Here is a 22,357-nt window from a genome sequence, read left to right on the forward strand (position 1 = left end):
CACCTTCAGTCCGCTCATCCACTGCAGCGTTCGACAAAACTCAATGCTGCCTTCCCCATTGCCATGACGCTATGAGAGGCAGCGCCGTGCCAAGAATGACTAATGAAATGATTGGTTTTGAGGAAATCGAAGCAGCGCGCGACAGGCTGAAGGGCCTCGTCCTGAGAACGCCGCTGACACGCTCCGAGAGTCTAAGTGAGCTTACCGGGACTCCGGTTTATCTGAAACTGGAAAATCGGCAGACGACCGGCAGCTTCAAACTGCGTGGTGCGACCAACGCTGTCCTTAGTCTGTCGTCCGATGATCGCAGGCGTGGACTGGTGACCGCGTCAACCGGCAATCATGGGCGTGCTGTTGCGCATGCCGCTTCCGAACAAGGGTTGATCGCTACTGTTTGTCTTTCATCGCTCGTGCCGCGCAACAAGGTCGATGCAATCCGCGATCTTGGTGCGGATGTGCGCATCGTTGGGAAATCGCAGGATGACGCCATGGACGAGGTGGCGCGACTGGCTAACGAGGATGGAATGAACGTCATTCCGCCCTTTGATGATCCGCGCATTATTGCCGGACAGGGCACAATCGGTCTGGAGATCACTGATGATCAACCCGACACCGAAACTGTTTTTATTCCTCTTTCAGGTGGGGGACTTGCTGCAGGCATCGCCGCAGCAGTCAAAGTCCTACGCCCTCATAGCCGTGTGATCGGCGTTTCCATGTCTCGCGGTGCCGCCATGAATGCCAGTCTCGAAGCCGGTAAGCCAGTGAATGTCGAGGAACTGGAGACACTCGCGGATTCATTGGGCGGAGGCATCGGGCTTAACAACCATTGGACTTTTGCGATGTGTCGCTCATTGCTGGACGAGGTGGTCCTGCTCGATGAAGAGGAGATTGCAGCAGGGATCAGATACGCTGCGACACACGAAGGGGAAATTGTCGAAGGCGCTGCTGCGGTCGGCATTGGCGCCCTGTTGAGCGGCAAGATCAGGCCAACGGGCCCCACCGCCATCATTATCTCAGGCGGCAATATCGATCCGGAACAACACCGCGCAATTATGGAAGACCGCTATCGGAGGGCTGGCTGATGGCTGAAATGAGAATTCTGACCGAAGCTGATCTGCGACAGATCATAGCCCTCGATCTTGAAAGCGTGGCGTGCGTGGAGAATGCCTTACAGGCACTTGCCCTTGGCGGTGTCAGCATGCCGCCAATTCTACGGCTGGACATCCCCGCCGAACGTGGCGAAGTCGATGTGAAAACGGCTTATATTCCCGGACTTGACAGTTTTGCCATCAAAGTAAGTCCCGGTTTCTTCAACAATCCTTCCATCGGCCTGCCCTCTACCAACGGACTGATGATCCAGTTCTCGGCAAGGACCGGGCTTATTGAAGCGCTATTGCTGGATAATGGCTATCTGACCGACGTGCGAACTGCGGCAGCAGGTGCTGTCGCCGCAAAATATCTGGCGCGGGAAGACGCCCATGTGGCTGCCATCTTCGGCGCAGGCATGCAGGCTGCAATGCAGCTTGAAGCGCTGACGCTGGTGCGCCCCATCACCGAAGCAAGGATTTGGGCACGCAAATTCGACAGCGCGCAAAAAGCCGCGCGAAACTTTACCGAGAAGTTTGGAATACTGGTGACGGCAATTGCAGATGCGCAAGAAGCTTGCGACGCCGCTGATATTATCGTCACGACGACGCCGTCGGAAACGCCGCTCTTAAAGGCTGAATGGCTTGCACCCGGCCAACACGTTACCGCGATGGGTTCAGATGCCGAACATAAGAACGAGATTGACTCTGCCGTCTTCCGGCGACCGATCACCTATGTTGCCGACAGTCTCGCCCAAACGCGCAGGCTTGGCGAATTGCATCATGCTATTTCGGCGGGAATTGTTGCAGCGGATACTATCTTCCCGGAACTGGGCCAGATCGCTCTCGGTGCAGCCGTATTCCAGCGGAAGGCGAGAGACATAACCTTCTGCGACCTCACCGGGACAGGCGTTCAGGATACGGCTATCGCCCGTCTCGCAACGGAGCGCGCCAGCCTGCGCGATGCAGGCACGAAAATCGATTCAACCAAAACTGCAGGAGCCAGTCGATGAGTGTGGAACTCAACTTCACCCGCGCGGAATACGACCAGCGGATAGCCAAAACCCGTCGCGCCATGGAGAAGGCAGGCTTCGATATCATCATTGTCACCGATCCATCCAATATGCATTGGCTAACCGGCTATGATGGCTGGTCCTTCTACGTCCATCAATGCGTTGTGCTTTCGATGGAAGGGGAACCGATCTGGTACGGTCGCGGTCAGGATGGCAACGGTGCGAAACGCACCGCATGGCTCCGCCACGACAATATTATGGGCTATCCCGATCATTACGTGCAATCGCTGGAGCGCCACCCCATGGATCTCCTGGCCTCGATGCTGGAAGAAAAGGGTTGGGGTAACAAAACCATAGCTGTCGAGTTCGACAATTATTGGTACACGGCTGCCGCGCATCATGCTTTGCAGAAACATCTGCCGAATGCCCGTTTCAAGGACGCGCAAGGGCTGGTCAACTGGCAGCGCGCCGTCAAAAGCCCAACTGAAATCGACTATATGCGCAAGGCCGGTCGTATCGTTGAAGCGATGCACCGGCGTATTGTCGAAAAAATCGAACCCGGCATGCGTAAATGCGATCTGGTTGCTGAAATCTACGACGCAGGCACGCGCGGCGTTGATGATTTCGGCGGCGACTATCCTGCCATCGTGCCACTGCTGCCTTCCGGACCGGACGCATCGGCGCCGCATCTGACGTGGAACGACATGCCGATGAAGACCGGCGAAGGTACCTTCTTCGAAATCGCTGGTTGTTATAAGCGCTATCATTGCCCGCTGTCGCGCACCGTATTTCTCGGCAAGCCGACACAGGCCTTTCTTGACGCCGAGAAAGCCACACTCGAAGGGATGGAGGCAGGACTTGCCGCAGCCCGCCCCGGCAACACATGCGAAGATATCGCCAATGGCTTCTTCGACGTGTTGAAGAAATACGGGATCATCAAGGACAACCGCACCGGCTATTCAATCGGCCTGTCCTATCCGCCGGATTGGGGTGAACGCACGATGAGCCTGCGCCCAGGCGATCGCACCGAACTGCAACCCGGCATGACCTTTCATTTCATGACGGGTCTCTGGCTGGAAACCATGGGGCTCGAGATTACCGAGAGTATCGTTATCACCGAAACGGGCGTGGAATGCCTTTCGAATGTGCCGCGCAAGCTCGTGGTCAAGGATTAGGACGCTGCGATGATGCACACCTCGCCTCCCTTACGTCCCTCCCCGATCACACCGACCGTCGATTTCAATCGCGACGGCGTTCAGCACGGACATTTGCGGCTGCCATGGTCCAGAGACGATTCCGCATGGGGTTCGCTGATGCTGCCCATCTGCGTAATCCGCAATGGCGATGGCCCTACCGCCCTCCTGACTGGCGCTAATCACGGCGACGAATATGAAGGTCCGGTCGCCCTCTACGATCTCGCCGCCAATCTGAAACCGGAAGAGATCAGCGGACGTGTTATCATTGTTCCGGCGATGAACTTCCCGGCATTTCTGGCCGGGACGCGAACATCCCCTATCGACAAGGGCAATCTCAATCGCAGTTTTCCCGGTCGTCCGGATGGCACCGTCACAGAAAAGATCGCGGACTATTTCACCCGCTACCTTTTACCGGCAGCCGATATTGTCATGGATTTTCATTCCGGCGGACGGACACTTGATTTTTTGCCTTACGCTGCCGCTCATGCCTTGCCCGATACGGCACAGGAAGCTCGCTGCTTTGCCGCTGTCAAAGCCTTCTCTGCTCCTTTTTCCATGCGGATGATCGAGATCGACGCCGTCGGCATGTACGATACGATAGCGGAAGAAGCGGGCAAGGTGTTCGTGACAACCGAGCTTTCGGGCGGCGGCACGATTTCTGCCCGCACCGCTTCCATAGCCAAGCGCGGCATTCGCAACCTTTTGCGCCATGCAGGCATTCTCGAAGGAGACGTGGAGCTTTCACCCACGACATGGCTCGATATGCCGTCGCAGGAATGTTTCGGCTTTGCCGATACCGAAGGTTTGCTTGAACCATTGGTCGATCTCGGTGCCGAGATACGCAAAGGTGACCTCATTGCCCGCGTTCATACCATAACCCGCACTGGTGCGGCTCCGCAGGAATACCGCGCCGCACTCGACGGAGTTCTCGCGGCCCGGCACTTTCCAGGCCTCATCAAGATCGGTGACTGCCTGTCGGTCATTGCCACGATCAGCAAGGAACCAGCCTCGAAATAAACCTATCAATACCAGCCAACCGACAAGCCGGACAGACAAACAACCGGCATTCAAAAAGAGGAGTGAACACGATGCGCATGAAACTTCATACGATTTCCGCCCTGTTTTCGGCCGCGGCAGTCCTAGCACTTACGCTTCCGTCGCACGCCGTCACGTTCGATGAACTCAAGAGTGCGGGCTTCGTTCGCGGAGCAACAGCGAACGAAGTGCCCTATGGTTATATGGACGAGAGCGGCGCCGCCAAAGGCATTGGCCCCGACGTCGCGGCTGCGATCTTCAAGAAACTCGGTATCGAGGAAATAGACTGGACGGTTACCCCATTCGGCTCGCTCATTCCCGGCCTGAAGGCAAAGCGGTTCGAATTCGTCGCAGCCGAGCAGAATGTCCTGCCTGATCGCTGCAAGCAGGTAACTTTCACCGTTGCAAATTCGAGTTATGGTGAAGGCCTTTTAGTACCCAAGGGCAACCCGAAGAACATCCATTCCTATGAAGACATCAAGAAAGATCCATCCCTGAAAGTCGCAATCGTTTCCGGTGCGGATCAGATCGACTTCCTGCATGGAATGGGTATCGATGAATCTCAGATCGTCATGATTCAGGGCAATGCCGACGCACCATCGACCGTCCAGACCGGGCGAGCTGATGCCTATGCCGCAACGGAACTGACAGTCGCCAAGCTGGTCGACAATTCACCAGAGTTGGAACAGGCGCATCCATTTACCGATCCGGTTGTCGATGGCAAATCTGCCAGAAGCTTCGGCGCTTTCAGCTTCCGTCCGGAAGACAAGGAATTCTACGAGGCCTTCAACAAAGAGCTCATCGAATTCAAAAAGACTGACGACTATAAGAAAATCCTTATGACTTATGGGCTTAGCGAAGAAAGCGTAGAAGCTGCACGAACCGTGGATACTGCCGGCCTCTGCAACGCAAAGTAAGTCGATTTGCTGCCCGCTGAACCGGTTGACGGCTCGGCGGGCATTGTCTCATCTCAACCGGGAGACGACCATATGCATTGGACGGAATATCTTCCCGCCCTTTTCAAGGGGGCGCAAATCACCGCCATTCTTGCCCTCAGTTCGATGGCCATCGGCACCATACTGGCATTTGCAGCCGGAATTGCTCGCTTTGCAGGCGGACCGATCCTATCCACGATTGCGGTGATCTATATCGAGATATTCCGCGGCACCTCTCTGCTCGTGCAACTGTTCTGGCTCTACTACGCCCTGCCGCTGATTGGCATTTCGTTCGATCCGATCACGACCGGCATCATGGGGCTTGGGCTCAATATCGGCGCCTATGGCGCAGAAGTGGTTCGTGGTGCCTTACAGGCAGTTCCTGAAGCACAACATGAAGCCGCACGCGCACTCAATTTCAGCAAGGGGCACACCTTATTTCACGTCATCCTGCCGCAAGCGGTGGTCGAAATGATGCCGGCATTCGGTAACCTTGCAATCCACAATCTCAAGGATACCGCACTTGCTTCACTGATCGCGATCAGTGACCTGACCTTCCAGGCCCAACGTTTACGCAATCTGACTCTCGACAGTGTGACGATCTATACGCTGACCTTGTTCGGTTATTTTGCGATGGCGCTCGTCCTGGCTGCTGCCATTCGTTGGCTGGAACGGCGTCTGAAACGTCAGACGATGGCTGGAGGTTTCGTATGATCTACGGCTATGCCTGGGACACCTCGTCCACGCTCTCATTCGCGATTTCCATTTTGCCAATTCTGGCAATTGGTTTGACTGTAACTTTAAAGGCTGCTGCTACCGGCTTCGCAATTGCGCTGGTTCTCGGTCTTGTCTTCGCGCTTCTGCGCCGCAGCCCGTACAAGATCATATCCTGGCCGACAGCAGTTGTGGTGGAATTCCTTCGCGATACACCGCTGCTGGTGCAGTTGTTTTTCCTGTACTATGTGCTGCCGGTCTACGGCATTGTTCTGCCTGCCTTTCTGACTGGAGCACTGGCACTTGGCCTTCAATATTCTGCCTACACGTCGGAAGTCTATCGCGGAGGTATCGAAGCCATTCCGCGCGGACAGTGGGAAGCTGCGCGAGCACTCAATCTCACGCCATGGCGGACCTATCGGGATATTGTCATTCCGCAAGCCATCCCCCGGATCATCCCGGCCATGGGCAATTACCTCGTCTCCATGCTGAAAGAGACACCAGTTCTGTCTGTCGTGAGCATTGTCGACATGCTGAACCTCGCCAATTTGATCGGCGACCGCACCTTCGAATATCTAGTGCCACTATCCATGGTCGGCCTGATCTTCCTTGTGCTGACCCTCATCTGCTCGGCGCTTATACGCCTGCTCGAACGCACACTTCCAAAGAACGGGATCGCTCTCAAATGACCCAGGAAATTATCCGCTTTCAGGACGTAACCAAGCGCTTCGGGGCCCTGACTGTACTGGATCGCTTCAATTTTTCGGTCAAAACGGGCGAGAAGGTCACGCTGATCGGCCCCTCCGGATCGGGAAAGTCAACAGTCCTCCGTATCCTCATGACATTGGAGCCATTCCAGGAGGGTACGCTTGAGCTTGCAGACATGTCCTATCACGAGCCGAACGGGAAAGGGCAATTTCAGGCGAGCGAAGGCCATTTGCGCAAGATCAGATCACATGTTGGCATGGTGTTCCAGAGCTTCAATCTGTTTCCGCATATGTCGGTGCTACGTAACATCATCGAGGCGCCGGTTCATGTTCTGGGCATGAAACGCGATGAAGCGGAGGCTCGTGCCCTTGACCTGCTCTCGCTTGTCGGGTTGACCGATAAGAAAGATCATTATCCTTCACAACTTTCAGGCGGCCAGCAACAGCGCGTTGCTATCGCTCGCTCGCTTGCCATGCGCCCGCGTGTCCTGTTGTTCGATGAACCGACCTCGGCGCTTGACCCGCAGTTGGTGGGCGAAGTGCTCTCCGTCATTCGCAGCCTGGCACAAGAACATGATCTCACCATGCTTCTTGTCACACATGAAATGCGATTTGCCCGGGAAGTATCCGACCGCGTTTGTTTTTTTGACAAGGGACGTATCTGCGAGCAAGGCACCCCGGAACAGATATTCCAGTCCCCGACAGAAGCTCGCACCAAGGAATTCCTGCAGTCTGTACTTTGAGATTGATCGTTTAGAGCACGTTTCGATCTGATTGGATCAGATCGACACTCTATCTCTTTGTTTTGACGCGTATCCTTTCCGAAAACCGTTTCACACTTTTCGGGATGCGCTAAGCGATCGAACCAACATCATAAACGGGCGGCAGTTGGGCAAAGGTTTCACGGATCGTTTCAAGTGCCGTCTGTAAAGCCGAACGCGAAAGCCGTCCGCCAAGACAGACCCGGATGCCCCCGTTTCCTCGATCCGCACCAGCAACAAAAGGATCGGACGGGGTGACTGCAACACCTTTGTTGGCAAGCGCGCGCACCAGCCCATCCTCAGACCAGTTGCGAGGAATTTTCAGCCAGGCACATAGAGAAAGCGGATTGCTGCCTGCCACTAGTGTGCCCAGAATGTCGGTCACTTGCGCCTGACGGGATCGCAACTCGCTACGCTGGATGTCGATAAGTTCCTCAGCCGTGCCATCCTCGATCCAGCGGCTGGCCATTTCTCCCATAAGATTGACGCCGCTCCAGCTCGTTACGCGTAGAATGGATGTAACCCGAATGGAATATTGCGTCGGAACAATGAGATAACCCGTACGCAAGCCGGTCATGACCGTCTTGGTAAAGCTGGTCACAAAGAAGCCAAGGTCTGGAAGCAGCTCCGGCATGGAAGGTAGTTTCTCTTCAAGGATGGGTTTGTAAACCTCGTCCTCGATAACGCAGACGTCATATCGCAGCGCGATTTCTGCGATTGCTATGCGGCGCTCGGCTCCCATCAGATGACTGGTCGGATTGCCAAGTGTCGGAATCATTACAAGTGCGCGAACGTCTCCGGCTTTGCAGGCGGTTTCGAACGCATCCGGCAAAATGCCCTGTTCGTCAATCGGGAGCCCGCGCAGGGTAAATCCAAGCACATTGGCAAGACCAATGATGCCATGGTCGGTCAGGCTTTCCGTCAGCACCACCTCGCCCGGTTGAACAACCGCTGCGACGGCAAGAAACAGCCCATGTGCGGCACCGTTTGTGATGATAATCCGGCCCGGATCGACATCTACGGAAAGACCACGCAGCCACTCCCGTGCGACCGCGCGATGTCGATCCAGTCCCGCAATCGGACGACAAGGGCGCATGAAGCTTGCATTATCCGACTGGCTCATTTCTTCGAGCAGGCGGCGCGAGGCATTCTCATGCGCTTCGGTATAAACCGCCCGAATGATCGACAGGTCCGCTGTCCCGCTGGGATCCCGATCAAGCATGAACCGGTCTGCTCGCTCCGTCACTCGATTGCAGACATATGTTCCTCGCCCGACCTCACCGCGCAGATAACCGCGCCGTTCAGCCTCCTTGTAACTGATGCTGACTGTCTGCACAGAAAGCCCGAGCTTGTGAGCCAAATCGCGATGGGTAGGCATGCGCGTGGCGGGCAGAAGAATACCCTTCTCGACATCGTCAACGATTTTGTCGGTCAAAAGCCGGTGCTTGGTGACACCCTTGCGCATTTCCAACATGGGTTCCCACATACGTCCACCGACTCCATCATGACATATCTATTATTGTCTTATTATACTTGAAACATATCATTACAATCCAGTCAAAACAGCAATTAGGAAGCAGTCATCCTAGCTAACGAGCACAATCGTCCGAACAACGGAGAATGCGCCTCAACGAACGCTGATGACCCGCGATGCATTGTGCCCGAAGTAACATCGGAAGATGACAATATCGCCTCATAAAAGATGACAAGTCCCTCAAAACAAGCTATTGATAGTTAAAGTGAATTCTATCGTTCACCTATATAAATCGCTCATCGTCGCCGGATGAAATGCGCATGAATGAAAAACGGAGCTCGCAGGCTTCCAAGCCGCAAAATCCAACCAAATCATTCCTTGAGAATGAACGTCCGACGCTGAAGACAATTGCATTCATGGCCGGCCTTGGCGTGACCACGGTTTCCCGTGCCTTGAAGGATGCACCGGAAATTGGTTTGGAAACGCGGAAACGCGTACAATTGATCGCCCGACAGATCGGTTATCGTCCCAATCGTGCGGGTGTGCGTCTTCGAACAGGTAAGACAAATGTCATTGCGCTGGTCCTGAATACACAGGACGAGATCATGGGTTTCACCAGTCAGGTTATTCATGGCGTCGCCGATGTTCTAGCTGAAACACAATACCATCTCATTCTCACGCCCTATTTTCATTCGAAGGCGTCGATCGAGCCGATCCGCTACATCGTGGAAACGGGTTCAGCCGACGGCATTATTTTCTCGCGTACAGAACCGGACGATCAGCGAGTCCATTTTCTGACGGAACATGATTTTCCTTTCGCCACCCATGGTCGTACTGATACGGGCATTGAGCACCCTTTTCACGACTTTGATAATTTCAATTTCTCGCTGGATATGGTCGGCAAACTGTCATCGCGCGGACGAAAGCGGCTCGCTTTGCTGACTCCACCGGCCCATCTCACCTATTACCGGCATATGGTGGGCGGGTTTTATGAAGGACTTCGTGCCTTTCACTGTAGCGGATCGCCCCTTGAAGGTGTTGATCTCGATACGCCGCTTGAGGAGTTGCGACAGCATATTGCTCAATTGATGAAAAGACCTGATCGACCGGATGGTATCATCTGTTCCGGTAGTGCGGCTGCGTTGGCAATCGTTACAGGCGTCGAAGATGCCGGATTGAACATTGGCAATGAAGTCGATGTCGCAGCCAAACAATCAACGCAGATTCTGCATTGGTTTCGACCGGGGCTGATCGTCGTTGAAGAGAGTTTCAAGCTCGCTGGGCAACAACTCGGTAAAGCCATTCTTGGCCGGATCAACGGCGTAGATGTCAGGTCTTTGCAGACCATCGGGTAAGAATGGGCGGAGGCCACTCCGACCCCGTAGAACCGGAATAGCCTCCTATCGCTCGGGAGGAGCGATGCAAAGTCAGTTTGCCACCCGCTTCTTTCCGTTTTCTGCTGGCCGCAGCAAAGCTTCTGCTGCCGCAATGTTGAGTGCTTCCGGGCGCGTGCAGCGCGTTTCGATGTCGATGAAACGCCTTTCTTCACCAGATCTTAGCACAGCCAGCATGACATCGACCCCATGCAGTGCGCGTTCCAGCGAACAACGCAAATCGCGGCCATCCAGAATAGCAGCCGCCATATCTGCCAAACCAGCTGTTCTATAGTTAGCCATCATACCTTGAGAATGCTGTTCATTGGCAATTCCAAAGGGGTGCTCCCAATTTTCCACTGGTTCAGCTGGCTTGCCCGGCTTCGTCAGTTGAACCTCTCCACCAAAGAAATTGGGATCCGGCAGATAGAGCGATCCTTCGGTGCCATACAACTCCATGTTCGCATGGCGATGCGCCCAGACATCCCAACTCGCTGAAAGCGTTATTGTGGCCCCCTGCTCGAACTCCAGCAATGCGTGAATGGTCGTCGGTGTCTCCACTGGAATGGTTTCGCCCTTGCGTGGTTCCGAGCTGATCATTCGCGTTGGTGTAGCCGCCGATGTCAAAGCTGCGACGCGCTTTACAGGGCCAATCAGATTTACGAGATTGGCGATGTAATAGGGTCCTAGATCAAGGATCGGTCCACCACCCTGTCGAAAGAAAAAGTCGGGGTTTGGATGCCAATGTTCCATGCCGTGGCTCATGACATGGCATGTACCTGACGTAATGCGCCCGACATTACCGCTATCGATTTCGCGCCGCGCCAACTGGTGCGCTCCGCCCAGAAACGTATCCGGCGCGCAACCCACTTTGAGATTGCGGCCATCGGCAAGCGCTTTCAGTTCCAGCCCCTGTTCCATCGAGAGAACCAGAGGTTTTTCCGAATAAGCATGTTTGCCTGCAGCCAGAATTTTCTTTGTGACAGCATAATGAGCATCGGGAACCGTAAGGTTGACGATGATATCGATGTCGTCGTTTTGAAGCAGTTCATCGATAGTCTGTGGTTTAACACCAAACTCTTCCGCACGCGCTTTTGCTGCGGCAGGATTGATATCGGCACATGCCCTTATTTCGATACCTCGAAACAACGGAGACAGCCGTAGATAGGTAGCAGATATATTACCGCAACCGATAATGCCGACACCAAGTGTCTTGGTCATTTCGTTCTCCAAATCAGAAATTCTTTACGGTTTCGATGGAACGGCTGGCAAATCGGGTATCGTCCGACGGATTATCGTGTTCCATGATGAAATAGCGGGCAGGCGTCTTGCGCAAAGCTGCGAACAACGCAGCCCAGTCGACAGTTCCGTGCCCGACATCTTCCCAGCCGTCTTCGTCAGCTTTTTCACCGGTTATCGCGATATCCTTGACATGGACCGCAAGGATGCGGCCGCCATAGCGCTTGATCCACTCAAGCGGGTCGGCACCACCTTTGATGATCCATGCGATGTCCGCCTCCCATGCAATATCCGGCGAAGCATCAAGGATATGCTCCTGTGGCACTGAACCGTCAGCCATAGGACGGAATTCAAAATCGTGATTGTGCCAGCCAAAGGCGTAGCCCTCCTTGCGATAAGGCTCTCCGGCCGCAGCAAGGCGCTTTCCGAACTCCTGCCAACCGGCAACGCTATCCGGGCGACGATCAACATCGAGATAAGGGCAAAAAATCGCCTTCATATCGGCAACCTTGGCGATTTCCAGAACACGGTCGATTTCGTTCTCGAGCATGTCCAGGCCGAAGTGCCCGGTAGGCATGGAGAGCCCCAAAGCGTCGAGCTCCTTCTTTAGTCGAGCCGGATCACCATAAATCCCGCCATAGCCTTCCACCCGACGATAGCCGAGGTCTCGCAGCATGGTGAGCGTGCGCTCCAATGGTTGAAAATTACGGGAGCTGTAAAGTTGATAGGAGTATCCGTTCATGTTTTCATCCTTCGAACTCGTTCCAGAATTTGCCGGGCTTTCTTGCGGACGAAGAAATCCAGCCCGATCCGAGGCAAGCCCTCGTGCCGTCGATTGAAAGCCAATAGCTTCGCCTCTCACAGGAAGCTTTTAAGGGGAGCGTTCTTCGCTATTCATTTAAAGTCTTTCCTCGGTTTGGGCGTCGAAAAGCGACAAGGCATCCGGCTTGAAGCCAATTTTCATCTTCTCGCCTGCCCGATAGCGCTTACCCGCTTCCACCCGTGCGGATAGCGGATGGCCATTCAAACGTAGCCAGACCAGACTATCAGCGCCCATTGGTTCATCCAGATCGACTGTCGCCTCAAAACCATCTTCGACCTCAAGCCGAATATGCTCAGGGCGAATACCAAGCGTCGCCTTCTGGCCCGAAGCCAGTCTCCCGTCATATCCATCGAGCCGCACGGCAGTCTCACCGATATGAAATACGGGCTTGCCACGTTGGGCCACAATTTCCCCAGTAAAGAAATTCATCGATGGTGAACCAAGAAATCCCGCTACGAACCGGTTCTTGGGACGATTGTAAATCGTCAGCGGATCAGCCAATTGCTGAACCACCCCGCCTTTCATTACTGCGATGCGGTCCGCTAGCGTCAGGGCCTCAATCTGGTCGTGTGTGACGTAGATCATCGTATTGCCAAGCTTCTGGTGAAGACGCTTGATCTCGACCCGCAGTTCGGAACGTAGCTTGGCATCAAGATTGGAAAGTGGCTCGTCAAAAAGAAACACATCGACATCGCGCACCAGTGCACGACCGATCGCAACACGCTGGCGCTGCCCGCCGGACAGGGCTGAGGGTTTACGTTGCAGCAAGGGTTCGATCTGGAGAATTTCAGCAGCACGTTTGATGCGCTTATCGATCTCTCCTTTGGGCAACCCGGCAACACGTAAACCAAAGGAAAGGTTCTTTTCGACGGTCATCTGCGGATAAAGCGCATAGGATTGAAATACCATGCCGATGCCGCGATCCTTCGGTTCTTCCCACGTAACGTTGCGCCCCTTGATGAATATGCTGCCTTCCGAAATATCGAGAAGGCCCGCCACGCAATTGAGCAGCGTAGACTTGCCGCAACCGGAAGGCCCAAGAAGCACAAGGAATTCCCCTTCTCCGATTTCCAGATTGAGATTTTGCAGCACATTGACCGAGCCGAAGTCGAGCGACAGGTCCTGGATGGAAACGCTGGAGTTCATGAGTTCATCCTTTCACTGCGCCAGCGGCAATGCCACGAACGAAATAACGGCCAGAAAGAAAGTAAACGAGCAATGGGACTGCACCCGTAAGAATGGTGGCAGCCATATTGACGTTATATTCCTTCACGCCCTGCATGGAGTTGACGATATTGTTGAGCTGGACGGTCATCGGAAAGTTCTGCGTTCCCGCAAACACCACACCGAACAGAAAGTCGTTCCAGATACCTGTTACTTGCAGAATGATCGCGACAACGAAGATCGGTAGCGACATCGGCAACATGATCTGAAAGAAAATGCGCCAGAAGCCCGCCCCGTCGACACGCGCTGCCTTGAAGAGTTCTGGCGGCAGACCGGCAAAGTAATTTCGGAACAACAGCGTCAGGATCGGCATGCCAAAAATGGTATGGATGAAGACAACGCCAGTCAGCGTACCGAATATGCCAAGCTCGCGCGTAATTATGACGAGCGGATACAGCATGACTTGATATGGAATGAATGCACCGAACAACAGGACCGAAAAGAAGATTTCCGATCCTTTGAATTTCCAGTTGGCCAATGCATAACCATTGACCGAAGCAATGGCGATGGAAACAATCACGCTCGGCACGGTGATCTTGATCGAGTTCCAGAAACCTGCGCTGATGCCTTCACAATAAAGGCCAGTGCAAGCCTGGCTCCACGCCTTGACCCATGGTTCAAATGTGATCTCGACTGGTGGTGAAAAGATATTACCCAGCCGGATTTCAGGCATGCCTTTCAGGGATGTGACGACCATCACGTAGAGCGGCAGCAGGTAATAAACGGCGGCAACGAACAAAATGCTGTAGAGCATGATGGTGGCAGGCGTAAAACGCCGTTTCGGCTTGCGACCCCAGGGCCGCGAAGCCTGCTTTTGTGCCAGACGAGCCTGGGCTGCTACAGCCTCAGTTTCGGAAGGAATCTTCCTGTTCAGGACAGCTTCCGTCATCGCGCTTTCCTTCGGCTATATTCAAGCATCGTCCACGGAACAAGGATAATCAGAACAGTGGTTAGCATGACTGTAGACGCAGCAAGTCCCTGCCCCAGATTGGCCCAGCCGAACATGAAGTCGTAGACGTATTTTGCCGGTACTTCTGATGCGATGCCGGGACCGCCATTGGTCATGGCAACCACCAGATCGTAAAGTTTGACAATGCCTGTCGCGATCAGGACGACAGTTGTTACCAGAACGGGGCGCATCATCGGCAGGATGATGAACAGATAGGCTTTCCACTTCGGAATGCCGTCAACTCGTGCAGCCTTCCAGATTTCATCATCGACATTGCGCAAACCGGCCAGCATCAGAACCATGACCAACCCCGTCGTCTGCCAGAGCCCGGCAATGACAATCGCATAGATGACGTAAGTTCGGCTCGACAGGATCGCCATCTGGAAATTGTCGAAGCCAATATCGCGAATGACTTTCTCCAAACCGAGTTGGGGATTGAATATCCACTGCCAGACAAGACCCGTCACAATGAACGACAGGGCATAGGGATAGAGGAAGATCGTACGAAACGTGTTCTCGAAGCGGATTTTCTGATCCATCAAGGCAGCAAGGACAAACCCCGTCACAAGAGAAAAGCCCATGCATAGGACGCCATAGATCGCCAGATTACGGACTGATACATGCCAGCGGGTTGCCGAAAACAGGCGAGTATATTGATCGAAGCCGACAAAGTTCAACATAGGCAGCGATTTGGAAGACGTGAAGGAATACACAACCGTCCAGAGCGTGCAGCCAATGAATACCACGAGAACCGTCGCGATCATCGGAAGTGCTGCAACCTTTGCATTCAGATTGCGAAATATTCCCGGCGGTTTTCTAGGCTTGCCCTCTTCCATGACGGCCATGATATTCCTCCCTGTCCCGGTTCTCGGGGGTGTCCTCCACCGTACTCCTCATCGATAGCGCAGGACTTGAACTGACTATTGTGCCTGTTCGATAATCTCGGCAAAACGTTCCTGAATGTCATCGACGGTCATGTCGGGATTGGAGAAAAACTCAGCCGCCAGGCTTTCGATCTGTCCTTGCGTATCGGGTGCCCGCAACTGCTCAACAGACGGAACAATGTTGTCCGGGTTTTTCAGAATATCGATGCCGGCACGCATACAGCTTGAGGCTGAATCGAGATCGACATCGCCACGGATCGGCAACGACCCCTTGGCAAGATTGAAGGCAACCTGCGTTTCCTTGGAAACAAGCATACTTGCCAGCTTGAGCTGTGCCTTGGTGACTTCCGGATCCTTGTTCTTCGGGAAGTAGATCGCATCACCGCCGGTATCCAGATATTGATGAACGCCGAGCCCCGGCAAGCAGTCATAATCCTTGCCTGCAACCTTGCCCGCCGTACCAAACTCGCCCTGCGCCCAGTCTCCCATGATCTGGGTACCTGCGCGGCCGGTCAACACCATATTGGTCGCCTCATTCCACGAACGGCCGACATAACCCGGGTCAGCCAGTGAGCGCGCCTGCGCAAGCGCTTCGAAAACCTTCTTCATTTCAGGGCTGCGCGCCGCATCGGCATCCTTGTCCTTGTTGACCTTCAGATAAAGGTCCTTACCGCCAATTGCTGTTGTCAGGACTGTCAGCATACCATTCACCTGCCAGCCGTCGCCGGTTGCCAGCGGCACGATGCTCTTTTCCTTCAGCTTGGGAGCTGCGGCGACGAGATCGTCCCAGTTCTTCGGAGGTTCAGCACCGGCATCGCGAAAGGCTTGCGGATTGATCCACATCCATTCCCATGAATGAATATTCAGTGGCACACAGTAGAGACGTCCTTCAAAAGTACAGGATTCCAAGAGGCTCTTCGGACGAATGAAGTCGGCCCACCCCTCCTTTTCGGCGAGCTCTGTAAGGTCTGTCATCAAGCCGCCCTGAACCAGCTCTTCGGCCTGCCGTCCGTGATTGAGCTGGGTTGCGCCCATCGGATTACCACCGAGAATACGGCTGATAATGATCGGTCGCGCGGTAGACCCGCTACCGGCAATCGCTCCATCGACCCACTTGTCACCGCCGAGTGCATCATATTTTTCAGCGAGAACTTTGACCGCCGCAGCCTCACCGCCAGATGTCCACCAATGCGTAACTTCAAGATTGGCCGACGAAGCTGTATCTGCCATTGTCAACGCTGTCATAACCAGACAAGCGGATGCGGCGAGAAGCTTGGCTCTTTCAATTAACATTTCATATCCTCCCAAATCTGAAACGTTACAGGTATGGTATTCGAAACAATCTCTCTTGCAAGTCTTTAATTTCCAACGGACAGAACTCAACGCGTGCTTGGAGATTAACCAATTGAATCATCGCTATTTTTCCTTGACAGATTTTTGATTGTGAGAGCGTCAGCCTGTGTTTTTCCTCATGACCGACTCAGCATAGAACACACATTTAGAAATAATCTGTAACGTTACAGATTGCATAAGTCGCAAACAAAAAGGACGCCCGCGAGGACGTCCTTTCGCTTTTCGAAATAGACTTAAATCAGGCGGCCTTGTTCAAAAGGCCATGCGGATCGAGCACGAATTTCTTCGCAGCACCCTGATCGAAGCTTTCATAGCCCTTCGCTGCATCCTCAAGTGAAATGACCTGAGCGTTTACGATTTCGGCGATGTTCAAGCGTCCATGTAGGATCGCCTGCATCAACTGGCGATTATACTTCAAAACGGGGGTCTGTCCGGTATGGAACGACTGCGCCTTGGCCCAACCGAGGCCGAACCGCAGCGAAAGACTACCTTGTTTCGCAGCTTTATCGACGGCGCCCGGATCTTCGGTGACATAAAGTCCCGGAATACCGATTGCCCCGGCGGGACGAGTTATCTCCATCATCTGGTTCAACACGATTGCCGGTTGCTCACCGCCACTATGTCCCCGCGCCTCGAAACCGACGGCATCGATCGCGCTGTCGACTTCATTGCTGCCTGTGACCTCAGCAATCATATCGCCAAGACGGTCGCTTGCCGAAAGATCGATAGGTTCGAAGCCAACTTTTCGAGCGTGATCGAGGCGCTCTTTGTTGAAATCGCCAATCATGACAACCGCAGCGCCCAGAATACGTGCTGAAGCAGCAGCCGCAAGACCGACCGGTCCCGCGCCTGCGACATACACAACGGAACCAACGCCGACACCGGCCTTGACCGCGCCGTGGAAGCCCGTCGGCAGGATGTCGGAAAGCATGGTCAAGTCGCGAATTTTTTCTATCGCCTGTTCACGATCAGGAAACTTGAGCAGATTGAAATCAGCGTAGGGCACCATGACGTAGCGTGCCTGCCCGCCAATCCACCCGCCCATGTCAACATATCCATAGGCGCCACCAGCACGCGATGGATTGACCGTCAGGCAGACACCAGTGTCCTGGGATTTACAGCAGCGGCAGCGTCCACAAGCAACGTTGAACGGCACCGAGACGATATCGCCCACGTCGAGCATCTCGACATCACTGCCCTTCTCTATGATTTCGCCCGTGATTTCATGACCCAACACAAGGCCGGGCATCGCAGTGGTGCGTCCTCGAACCATATGCTGGTCGGAACCACAAATATTGGTCGAGATTACTTTCAGTATGACGGCATGCCCCAGCTTCCTCCCATCTGGTGCCGCCAACGCTGGATCTTCAATATCGCGTACTTCGACTGTCCCGGGCCGCAAATAAACGACACCACGGTTCTTGCTCATGTCTACCTCCTCCAGGTCGAACAACACTGACAGATTTCAAACAATGCAATGATCGATAGTTTCCGGGCATGAATTGAAAACGCCCGTTTCACGGAGGTTACAGACTGACAGCGAGCTGTTCAGTCTCAATCGCGACACGTCTCATTCAAATTGACCGTGGGAGATTGAAGGCCGCACCGTCAATATACAGAAGGCTTCACGTTCTCCCCACCTTCATCAAAAATGAAAGCAGAGCCGACTATGCGCACGTTGCGGTCGGTTATGGGTGCGAAAGACGCAGTTGAAACACTGACAACATCGTTACGCGCGGGACGCGTATCCGGCATGGGAACAACCACATTCTTGAGTGCTCGACCGCCTTTTTTATTGGCGCGCAACTCGCTGATCTTGCCGATATAGCCAGCCCAATCACATTTCTGGAATTCGCTGCTACCCTGATAATTGTAGGCAGTGGGCAACTCGATATAGGGCTTGCCATTCGAGACTGACACCATGTCGGCTGTCTCACCGTTCGGATCGTTCAGAACATAGAGATCGACATTCTGCCCCTGACAGATGAAACGGCATTGTGCCATCGTTTCCGCCACATTGTCAGATTTCTGAAATTGAGAATGCGGGGTGGGAAACAGATAGCCATCCGACAAACGAACACAGTAAGTCAAAGCGCCTTTGATGCCGTTCGGCACCCATGGTTTGCTGTTCGTTGCAACCGCCGACATCTTTGGTCGATCAAGCTTCACCTTTGCGGTTTGACTGGCACCGGGCGGTTCACCACAAGAACGGGAAGAAAGCGAACTGGACGAAAGCTGCCGCTGTATTTCAGCTATTCGCTGCGAAAGATCGCGACAAGGATTGAAAAATCCACCGCGCTCGTCCCCGCCCTTGCAACCTCGACTGCGTTCCAGCGCGCGCAGTGCCGAAAGCTGGCGTTGTGTCATCATATCCGCAGCACCGGCTGCTCGCGTACAAGACGCGGCAGCCAATTGCGGAAAACAAAGCAGTCCAGTCAAAAGAAGCAAGGCGAAAGATTTTGCCACCACAACACCTTTGAAACCCATAACTTTTGATGATTACCTCACCGACAAGAGCTGTAGAGATGCTTCCAATTCTGAGCCTTCGCGTTTGGAGTTCAGCACTTCATCAGGATTCATTTCTGATACCAGAGCAGCTAATGCCAACCGCAGATAGAGAGGCGCGTCTGTGCGATCTATCGCCTTCAGCGCAACTCGCGAGATACCGAGAGAGTGCGCCAACTCTTGCTCGGAAGTGTTCAGGGATGCACATATTCTCGCGAGCTTTTCGTATGCACGTCTACCCATTGTCGTTGTTCCCTCCTCTGAAATCTGGCGATTGATTTCGATCGCCATTGTTTTTACCACTTTACGTTCAGCCCCAAATTGCCTTCCCATATCCGGCTACGCTCCCCGCCAAGATTGGTCGTATAATCAGCTGTCGCAAACAGACTGGCTTTCTCGGTGATATCCAAGGTCAGTCCGCCACCTAGTTCCAGCGACGTACCTTTGAGATCGGTCACAATCGGATCAGTGGCAAAACGCACGGTCTGATCCGACGAAAAATTCTGCCATAGATTGGCTTTCAGATACGGTCGCAATTTTCCGACCGATGTTTCCTGCCTGCCTTGCAGTCTGAATCCGATCCGGCCCGTCCACGCATCATTTGTATCAAACTCTATCGAAGAATATCGATCGGCCTGATCGTCGAGCGAAAGGCGCTGCCATATCAGTTGCGCCTGCGGTTCCAGTGTCCAGTTTTCGCTCAGGGCAACAGGATATCCCCCTTCGAGCGAAGCCGTAACCCCTTGCCCGTCGAGATCGACACTCTGGCCCGCATTCGAGGCTGCATCACCACCGAACCAGGTTCCCATAAGTATGGCGTCAAGATACCAGCCCTGTGGCCCGATATGAGTCCAGTACCCACCGAAACTTGTACCTGTAACTTCGAGATCACCAACAGCGAGATCATTCCAGCCGAGCGCTTGCCCGGTAATGTTACCTGTTGCACGGGAATAGCCGAAGAACAGGCCGAAACGGTCAGAATGTCCGCCACCCGTTTCGCGACCAAGAATATCCTGTCCCGCCTGAATACCAAAGAGCTTTCCGTCAAGGCTCGGTGCAATTGTTCCCCGCCATTTCATGTCGATGTCCTGCCCGAAGACTCTGCCCCAGCTCGCAGGCAGATATCCGGCGGTGTCCAGCAAATCCTGCTCACCGCGACGCTCATGAAACGTACCGAGCGTGGAAAGTGCCAGATGGTGCGCCACTGGCGGCAAAGCCGAATAGACTGGCACTTCCACACGATAAAGCGGCACTACATCGCCCTGAACCCGTGTAGCTCCCGGAGAAGGCGGAACTGCCCCATCGAATGGAAGGCCAACCTCGTGCTGCTGCCCTATCGCATTATTCGGGGGATGAGGCGCTTCTGCCGAATCTGGCGGTGGCGGAGCTTCAGGAGCGATGGCACCTTCAGTCACCGGAGTTTCTGTGTCCGGATCGGCTGGCAAGGTTGCCGGCGGCTGCTCAAGTGCAGGGGGTGGAGCAGTCGTTTCAGGTTCTTCCGGTGTAACGGAAGTTCCGCCTGTCGAGGCAGGCGGTTCGCTTCCACGAACCAACGTAGATCTCAGATACCAGTTCTCAGTCGTATTCGCCGATACACCGCCCTTGAACAGAAAGTATTCGTAAGCACCGGCAGCCGCACGACCATTCAAAGAAAACGCGTTCTGATTGGTTGAGGCACCGTTCAACGCCTGCACAACCATGATGCCGTCGGCATTCGTTGCAGCGCCTGCGCCACCAACATTCGTGACGGCGATGCTTGTATTACCTGATGCAACGCCCGCATCGATCACAAGCTTGTCCGAAGGCGCGCTGTCGGAAGCGAGCACTGTGTCTACGAACAGAAGCCCGTTCTGGCCGACATAATTGCCCTTGATCGTAAATGTGTCAGCGACGCTGGTTCCGCCATTGGTCAAATCAATGCGCCCGGCATTGAAAACATTGGCCAGTTGTCCTGCCGCGAACGGATTTACACCGCCCTTTGCCGCACCGCCATAGACCGTACTCGTCGCGTCTATGTTGAGCACCCCTGTCCCTGTTCCGACGTCGCCCAACGTGAGAGCGCTATCGAAAAGAAGACGCGTATCATCGGTAAGATTGATAGTTTCCCAGCTATCAAAACGGGCGACTTTTCCCGTCTTTACATTATTGAACGTGAGAACATCGGTCCCCGCACCACCGGTAAGTTGTTTGGTTGCGCCAATATTGGCATCCGTGAGGTTGGTAAGAATTGCAGTATCATTATCCGGGCCGAGATCAATCGCTCCATAGATTATACCACCGCCATTCCAAGAGAACTGATCGTTACCGAAACCAAGCAGGACGTCGCCCGCAACTGTCCCGCCCGTCATGGTGACACTGTCGGTTCCGCTACTGATACTTATATTGCCGCCAATCATGCCGCCCGAAACGATAATCGTATCGTTGCCAAGCCCTGCAATAAGATTGCGGTCAATGGTTCCGCCGGACATATTGAAATAGTTATTGTCGAGCTTGAGATTGACACGTCCGATACGCCCATCAGTCATCACGGCATAGTCACCGTCGTCAAAGGCATCGACGATACGCCCGCCCGATATGAAGAAACGGTCGTAACCATTGCCCTGATTGAGCGAACCAATCTCGCCGCCCGTTATCCGGAATTCGTCAATATCGTTTCCTTGACGAACGTTGCCCGTGACATTTCCACCCGTAATGAGAAAACTGTTGAGACCGTCACCCTGATTGACATTCCCCATGATCGAACCGGAATGGACTTCCACGAGATCAACGCCGGAGCCGAAGACAACATCCCCGCTTATGGTTCCTGCTCCTCCAGATGGCAGAAGCAATGTGTTGTTGCCGCCAGTATCAGTAAGGCCACCGGAAGATGTGCCGCTATCGCAGATGAATGTGTCATCGCCGAGCGTTGGAGAGAACGAACATGCAGCCAAGGAAGGGGTGCCGTGCAGCAAGGCGGCGCCCAAAGAAATCAGCGCCGTACTCGATAAAAAATGAAACGCGCTAAAGCCAACGCTGCGACGATGCATTGAAACCCCTCAGTTACTAGCAATGCATTACTCGTAACAATAGAAGGGCATTTTCTTTCAT

The 22,357-nt window shown here is 54.0% G+C and carries 20 protein-coding genes; 9 read left to right on the forward strand and 11 right to left on the reverse strand.

The features are described 5' to 3' along the window. Nucleotides 1–95 precede the first annotated feature (95 nt). The 8 genes from eutB to ehuA all read left to right on the forward strand — a co-directional run bounded on the left by eutB (nucleotide 96) and on the right by ehuA (nucleotide 7,428). Entirely contained in the window at nucleotides 96–1,082 is a 987-nt protein-coding gene (gene eutB, locus F9K94_RS17990) for a hydroxyectoine utilization dehydratase EutB (protein ID WP_235920642.1), read from the forward strand. Continuing rightward, nucleotides 1,082–2,098, forward strand: coding sequence for a cyclodeaminase (locus F9K94_RS17995; protein WP_151647396.1), 1,017 nt, complete (start codon nucleotides 1,082–1,084; stop codon nucleotides 2,096–2,098). Before eutB ends, F9K94_RS17995 begins: the two co-directional genes overlap by 1 nt. Beyond that, nucleotides 2,095–3,273 (forward strand): ectoine hydrolase DoeA, encoded by a 1,179-nt coding sequence (gene doeA / locus F9K94_RS18000; RefSeq protein ID WP_151647398.1) that lies wholly within the window; start codon nucleotides 2,095–2,097, stop codon nucleotides 3,271–3,273. Before F9K94_RS17995 ends, doeA begins: the two co-directional genes overlap by 4 nt. Nucleotides 3,274–3,282: 9 nt before the next feature. Further along, on the forward strand, nucleotides 3,283–4,311 hold the full coding sequence (gene doeB / locus F9K94_RS18005; RefSeq protein WP_151647400.1) for a N(2)-acetyl-L-2,4-diaminobutanoate deacetylase DoeB: 1,029 nt from the start codon (nucleotides 3,283–3,285) through the stop codon (nucleotides 4,309–4,311). 71 nt (nucleotides 4,312–4,382) lie between these two features. Further along, nucleotides 4,383–5,246, forward strand: a complete 864-nt coding sequence (gene ehuB / locus F9K94_RS18010; protein WP_151647402.1) for an ectoine/hydroxyectoine ABC transporter substrate-binding protein EhuB — start codon at nucleotides 4,383–4,385, stop codon at nucleotides 5,244–5,246. 72 nt (nucleotides 5,247–5,318) lie between these two features. Continuing rightward, entirely contained in the window at nucleotides 5,319–5,978 is a 660-nt protein-coding gene (gene ehuC, locus F9K94_RS18015) for an ectoine/hydroxyectoine ABC transporter permease subunit EhuC (protein WP_151647405.1), read from the forward strand. Further along, nucleotides 5,975–6,667, forward strand: coding sequence for an ectoine/hydroxyectoine ABC transporter permease subunit EhuD (gene ehuD / locus F9K94_RS18020; protein ID WP_061347875.1), 693 nt, complete (start codon nucleotides 5,975–5,977; stop codon nucleotides 6,665–6,667). Before ehuC ends, ehuD begins: the two co-directional genes overlap by 4 nt. Further along, nucleotides 6,664–7,428: an ectoine/hydroxyectoine ABC transporter ATP-binding protein EhuA gene (gene ehuA / locus F9K94_RS18025; RefSeq protein WP_061347874.1), complete on the forward strand. Its 765-nt coding sequence runs from the start codon at nucleotides 6,664–6,666 to the stop codon at nucleotides 7,426–7,428. The genes ehuD and ehuA overlap by 4 nt, the downstream gene beginning before the upstream one ends. A gap of 109 nt (nucleotides 7,429–7,537) precedes the next feature. Here ehuA and ehuR read toward each other — a convergent pair whose 3' ends face one another. After that, a complete protein-coding gene (gene ehuR, locus F9K94_RS18030; RefSeq protein WP_151647407.1) occupies nucleotides 7,538–8,932 on the reverse strand; it encodes a MocR-like ectoine utilization transcription factor EhuR in 1,395 nt (464 codons plus the stop codon). A gap of 308 nt (nucleotides 8,933–9,240) precedes the next feature. On the opposite strand from ehuR, the gene F9K94_RS18035 reads away from it, so the two are divergent. Then, nucleotides 9,241–10,275, forward strand: coding sequence for a LacI family transcriptional regulator (locus tag F9K94_RS18035; RefSeq protein WP_151647409.1), 1,035 nt, complete (start codon nucleotides 9,241–9,243; stop codon nucleotides 10,273–10,275). A gap of 72 nt (nucleotides 10,276–10,347) precedes the next feature. Here F9K94_RS18035 and F9K94_RS18040 read toward each other — a convergent pair whose 3' ends face one another. The 10 genes from F9K94_RS18040 to F9K94_RS18085 form a co-directional block, all read right to left on the reverse strand. Further along, nucleotides 10,348–11,514, reverse strand: a complete 1,167-nt coding sequence (locus F9K94_RS18040) for a Gfo/Idh/MocA family protein (RefSeq protein WP_151647411.1) — start codon at nucleotides 11,512–11,514, stop codon at nucleotides 10,348–10,350. A gap of 13 nt (nucleotides 11,515–11,527) precedes the next feature. Next, on the reverse strand, nucleotides 11,528–12,274 hold the full coding sequence (locus tag F9K94_RS18045; RefSeq protein ID WP_061347870.1) for a sugar phosphate isomerase/epimerase family protein: 747 nt from the start codon (nucleotides 12,272–12,274) through the stop codon (nucleotides 11,528–11,530). A gap of 156 nt (nucleotides 12,275–12,430) precedes the next feature. Then, nucleotides 12,431–13,501 (reverse strand): ABC transporter ATP-binding protein, encoded by a 1,071-nt coding sequence (locus F9K94_RS18050; RefSeq protein WP_061347869.1) that lies wholly within the window; start codon nucleotides 13,499–13,501, stop codon nucleotides 12,431–12,433. A 4-nt stretch (nucleotides 13,502–13,505) separates the two neighbouring features. Next, nucleotides 13,506–14,468, reverse strand: coding sequence for a carbohydrate ABC transporter permease (locus F9K94_RS18055; RefSeq protein ID WP_151647413.1), 963 nt, complete (start codon nucleotides 14,466–14,468; stop codon nucleotides 13,506–13,508). Further along, on the reverse strand, nucleotides 14,465–15,373 hold the full coding sequence (locus F9K94_RS18060; protein WP_151647416.1) for a carbohydrate ABC transporter permease: 909 nt from the start codon (nucleotides 15,371–15,373) through the stop codon (nucleotides 14,465–14,467). Before F9K94_RS18060 ends, F9K94_RS18055 begins: the two co-directional genes overlap by 4 nt. Nucleotides 15,374–15,448: 75 nt before the next feature. Continuing rightward, the gene (locus F9K94_RS18065; protein WP_192799528.1) at nucleotides 15,449–16,705 is read right to left on the reverse strand and encodes an ABC transporter substrate-binding protein; all 1,257 of its coding nucleotides are present in this window, start codon (nucleotides 16,703–16,705) and stop codon (nucleotides 15,449–15,451) included. Nucleotides 16,706–17,003: 298 nt separating this feature from the next. Continuing rightward, entirely contained in the window at nucleotides 17,004–18,194 is a 1,191-nt protein-coding gene (gene fdhA, locus F9K94_RS18070) for a formaldehyde dehydrogenase, glutathione-independent (RefSeq protein WP_151647418.1), read from the reverse strand. Between the two features lie 179 nt (nucleotides 18,195–18,373). After that, nucleotides 18,374–19,135 (reverse strand): DUF2865 domain-containing protein, encoded by a 762-nt coding sequence (locus tag F9K94_RS18075; protein WP_235920643.1) that lies wholly within the window; start codon nucleotides 19,133–19,135, stop codon nucleotides 18,374–18,376. 129 nt (nucleotides 19,136–19,264) lie between these two features. After that, nucleotides 19,265–19,561, reverse strand: a complete 297-nt coding sequence (locus F9K94_RS18080) for a hypothetical protein (protein ID WP_235920644.1) — start codon at nucleotides 19,559–19,561, stop codon at nucleotides 19,265–19,267. Nucleotides 19,562–19,566: 5 nt separating this feature from the next. After that, nucleotides 19,567–22,296: an autotransporter family protein gene (locus tag F9K94_RS18085; protein ID WP_151647422.1), complete on the reverse strand. Its 2,730-nt coding sequence runs from the start codon at nucleotides 22,294–22,296 to the stop codon at nucleotides 19,567–19,569. Between the last annotated feature and the right edge of the window lie 61 nt (nucleotides 22,297–22,357).

Origin of the sequence: Brucella tritici, from assembly GCF_008932285.1 — a bacterium.
Lineage (GTDB): Bacteria > Pseudomonadota > Alphaproteobacteria > Rhizobiales > Rhizobiaceae > Brucella > Brucella tritici.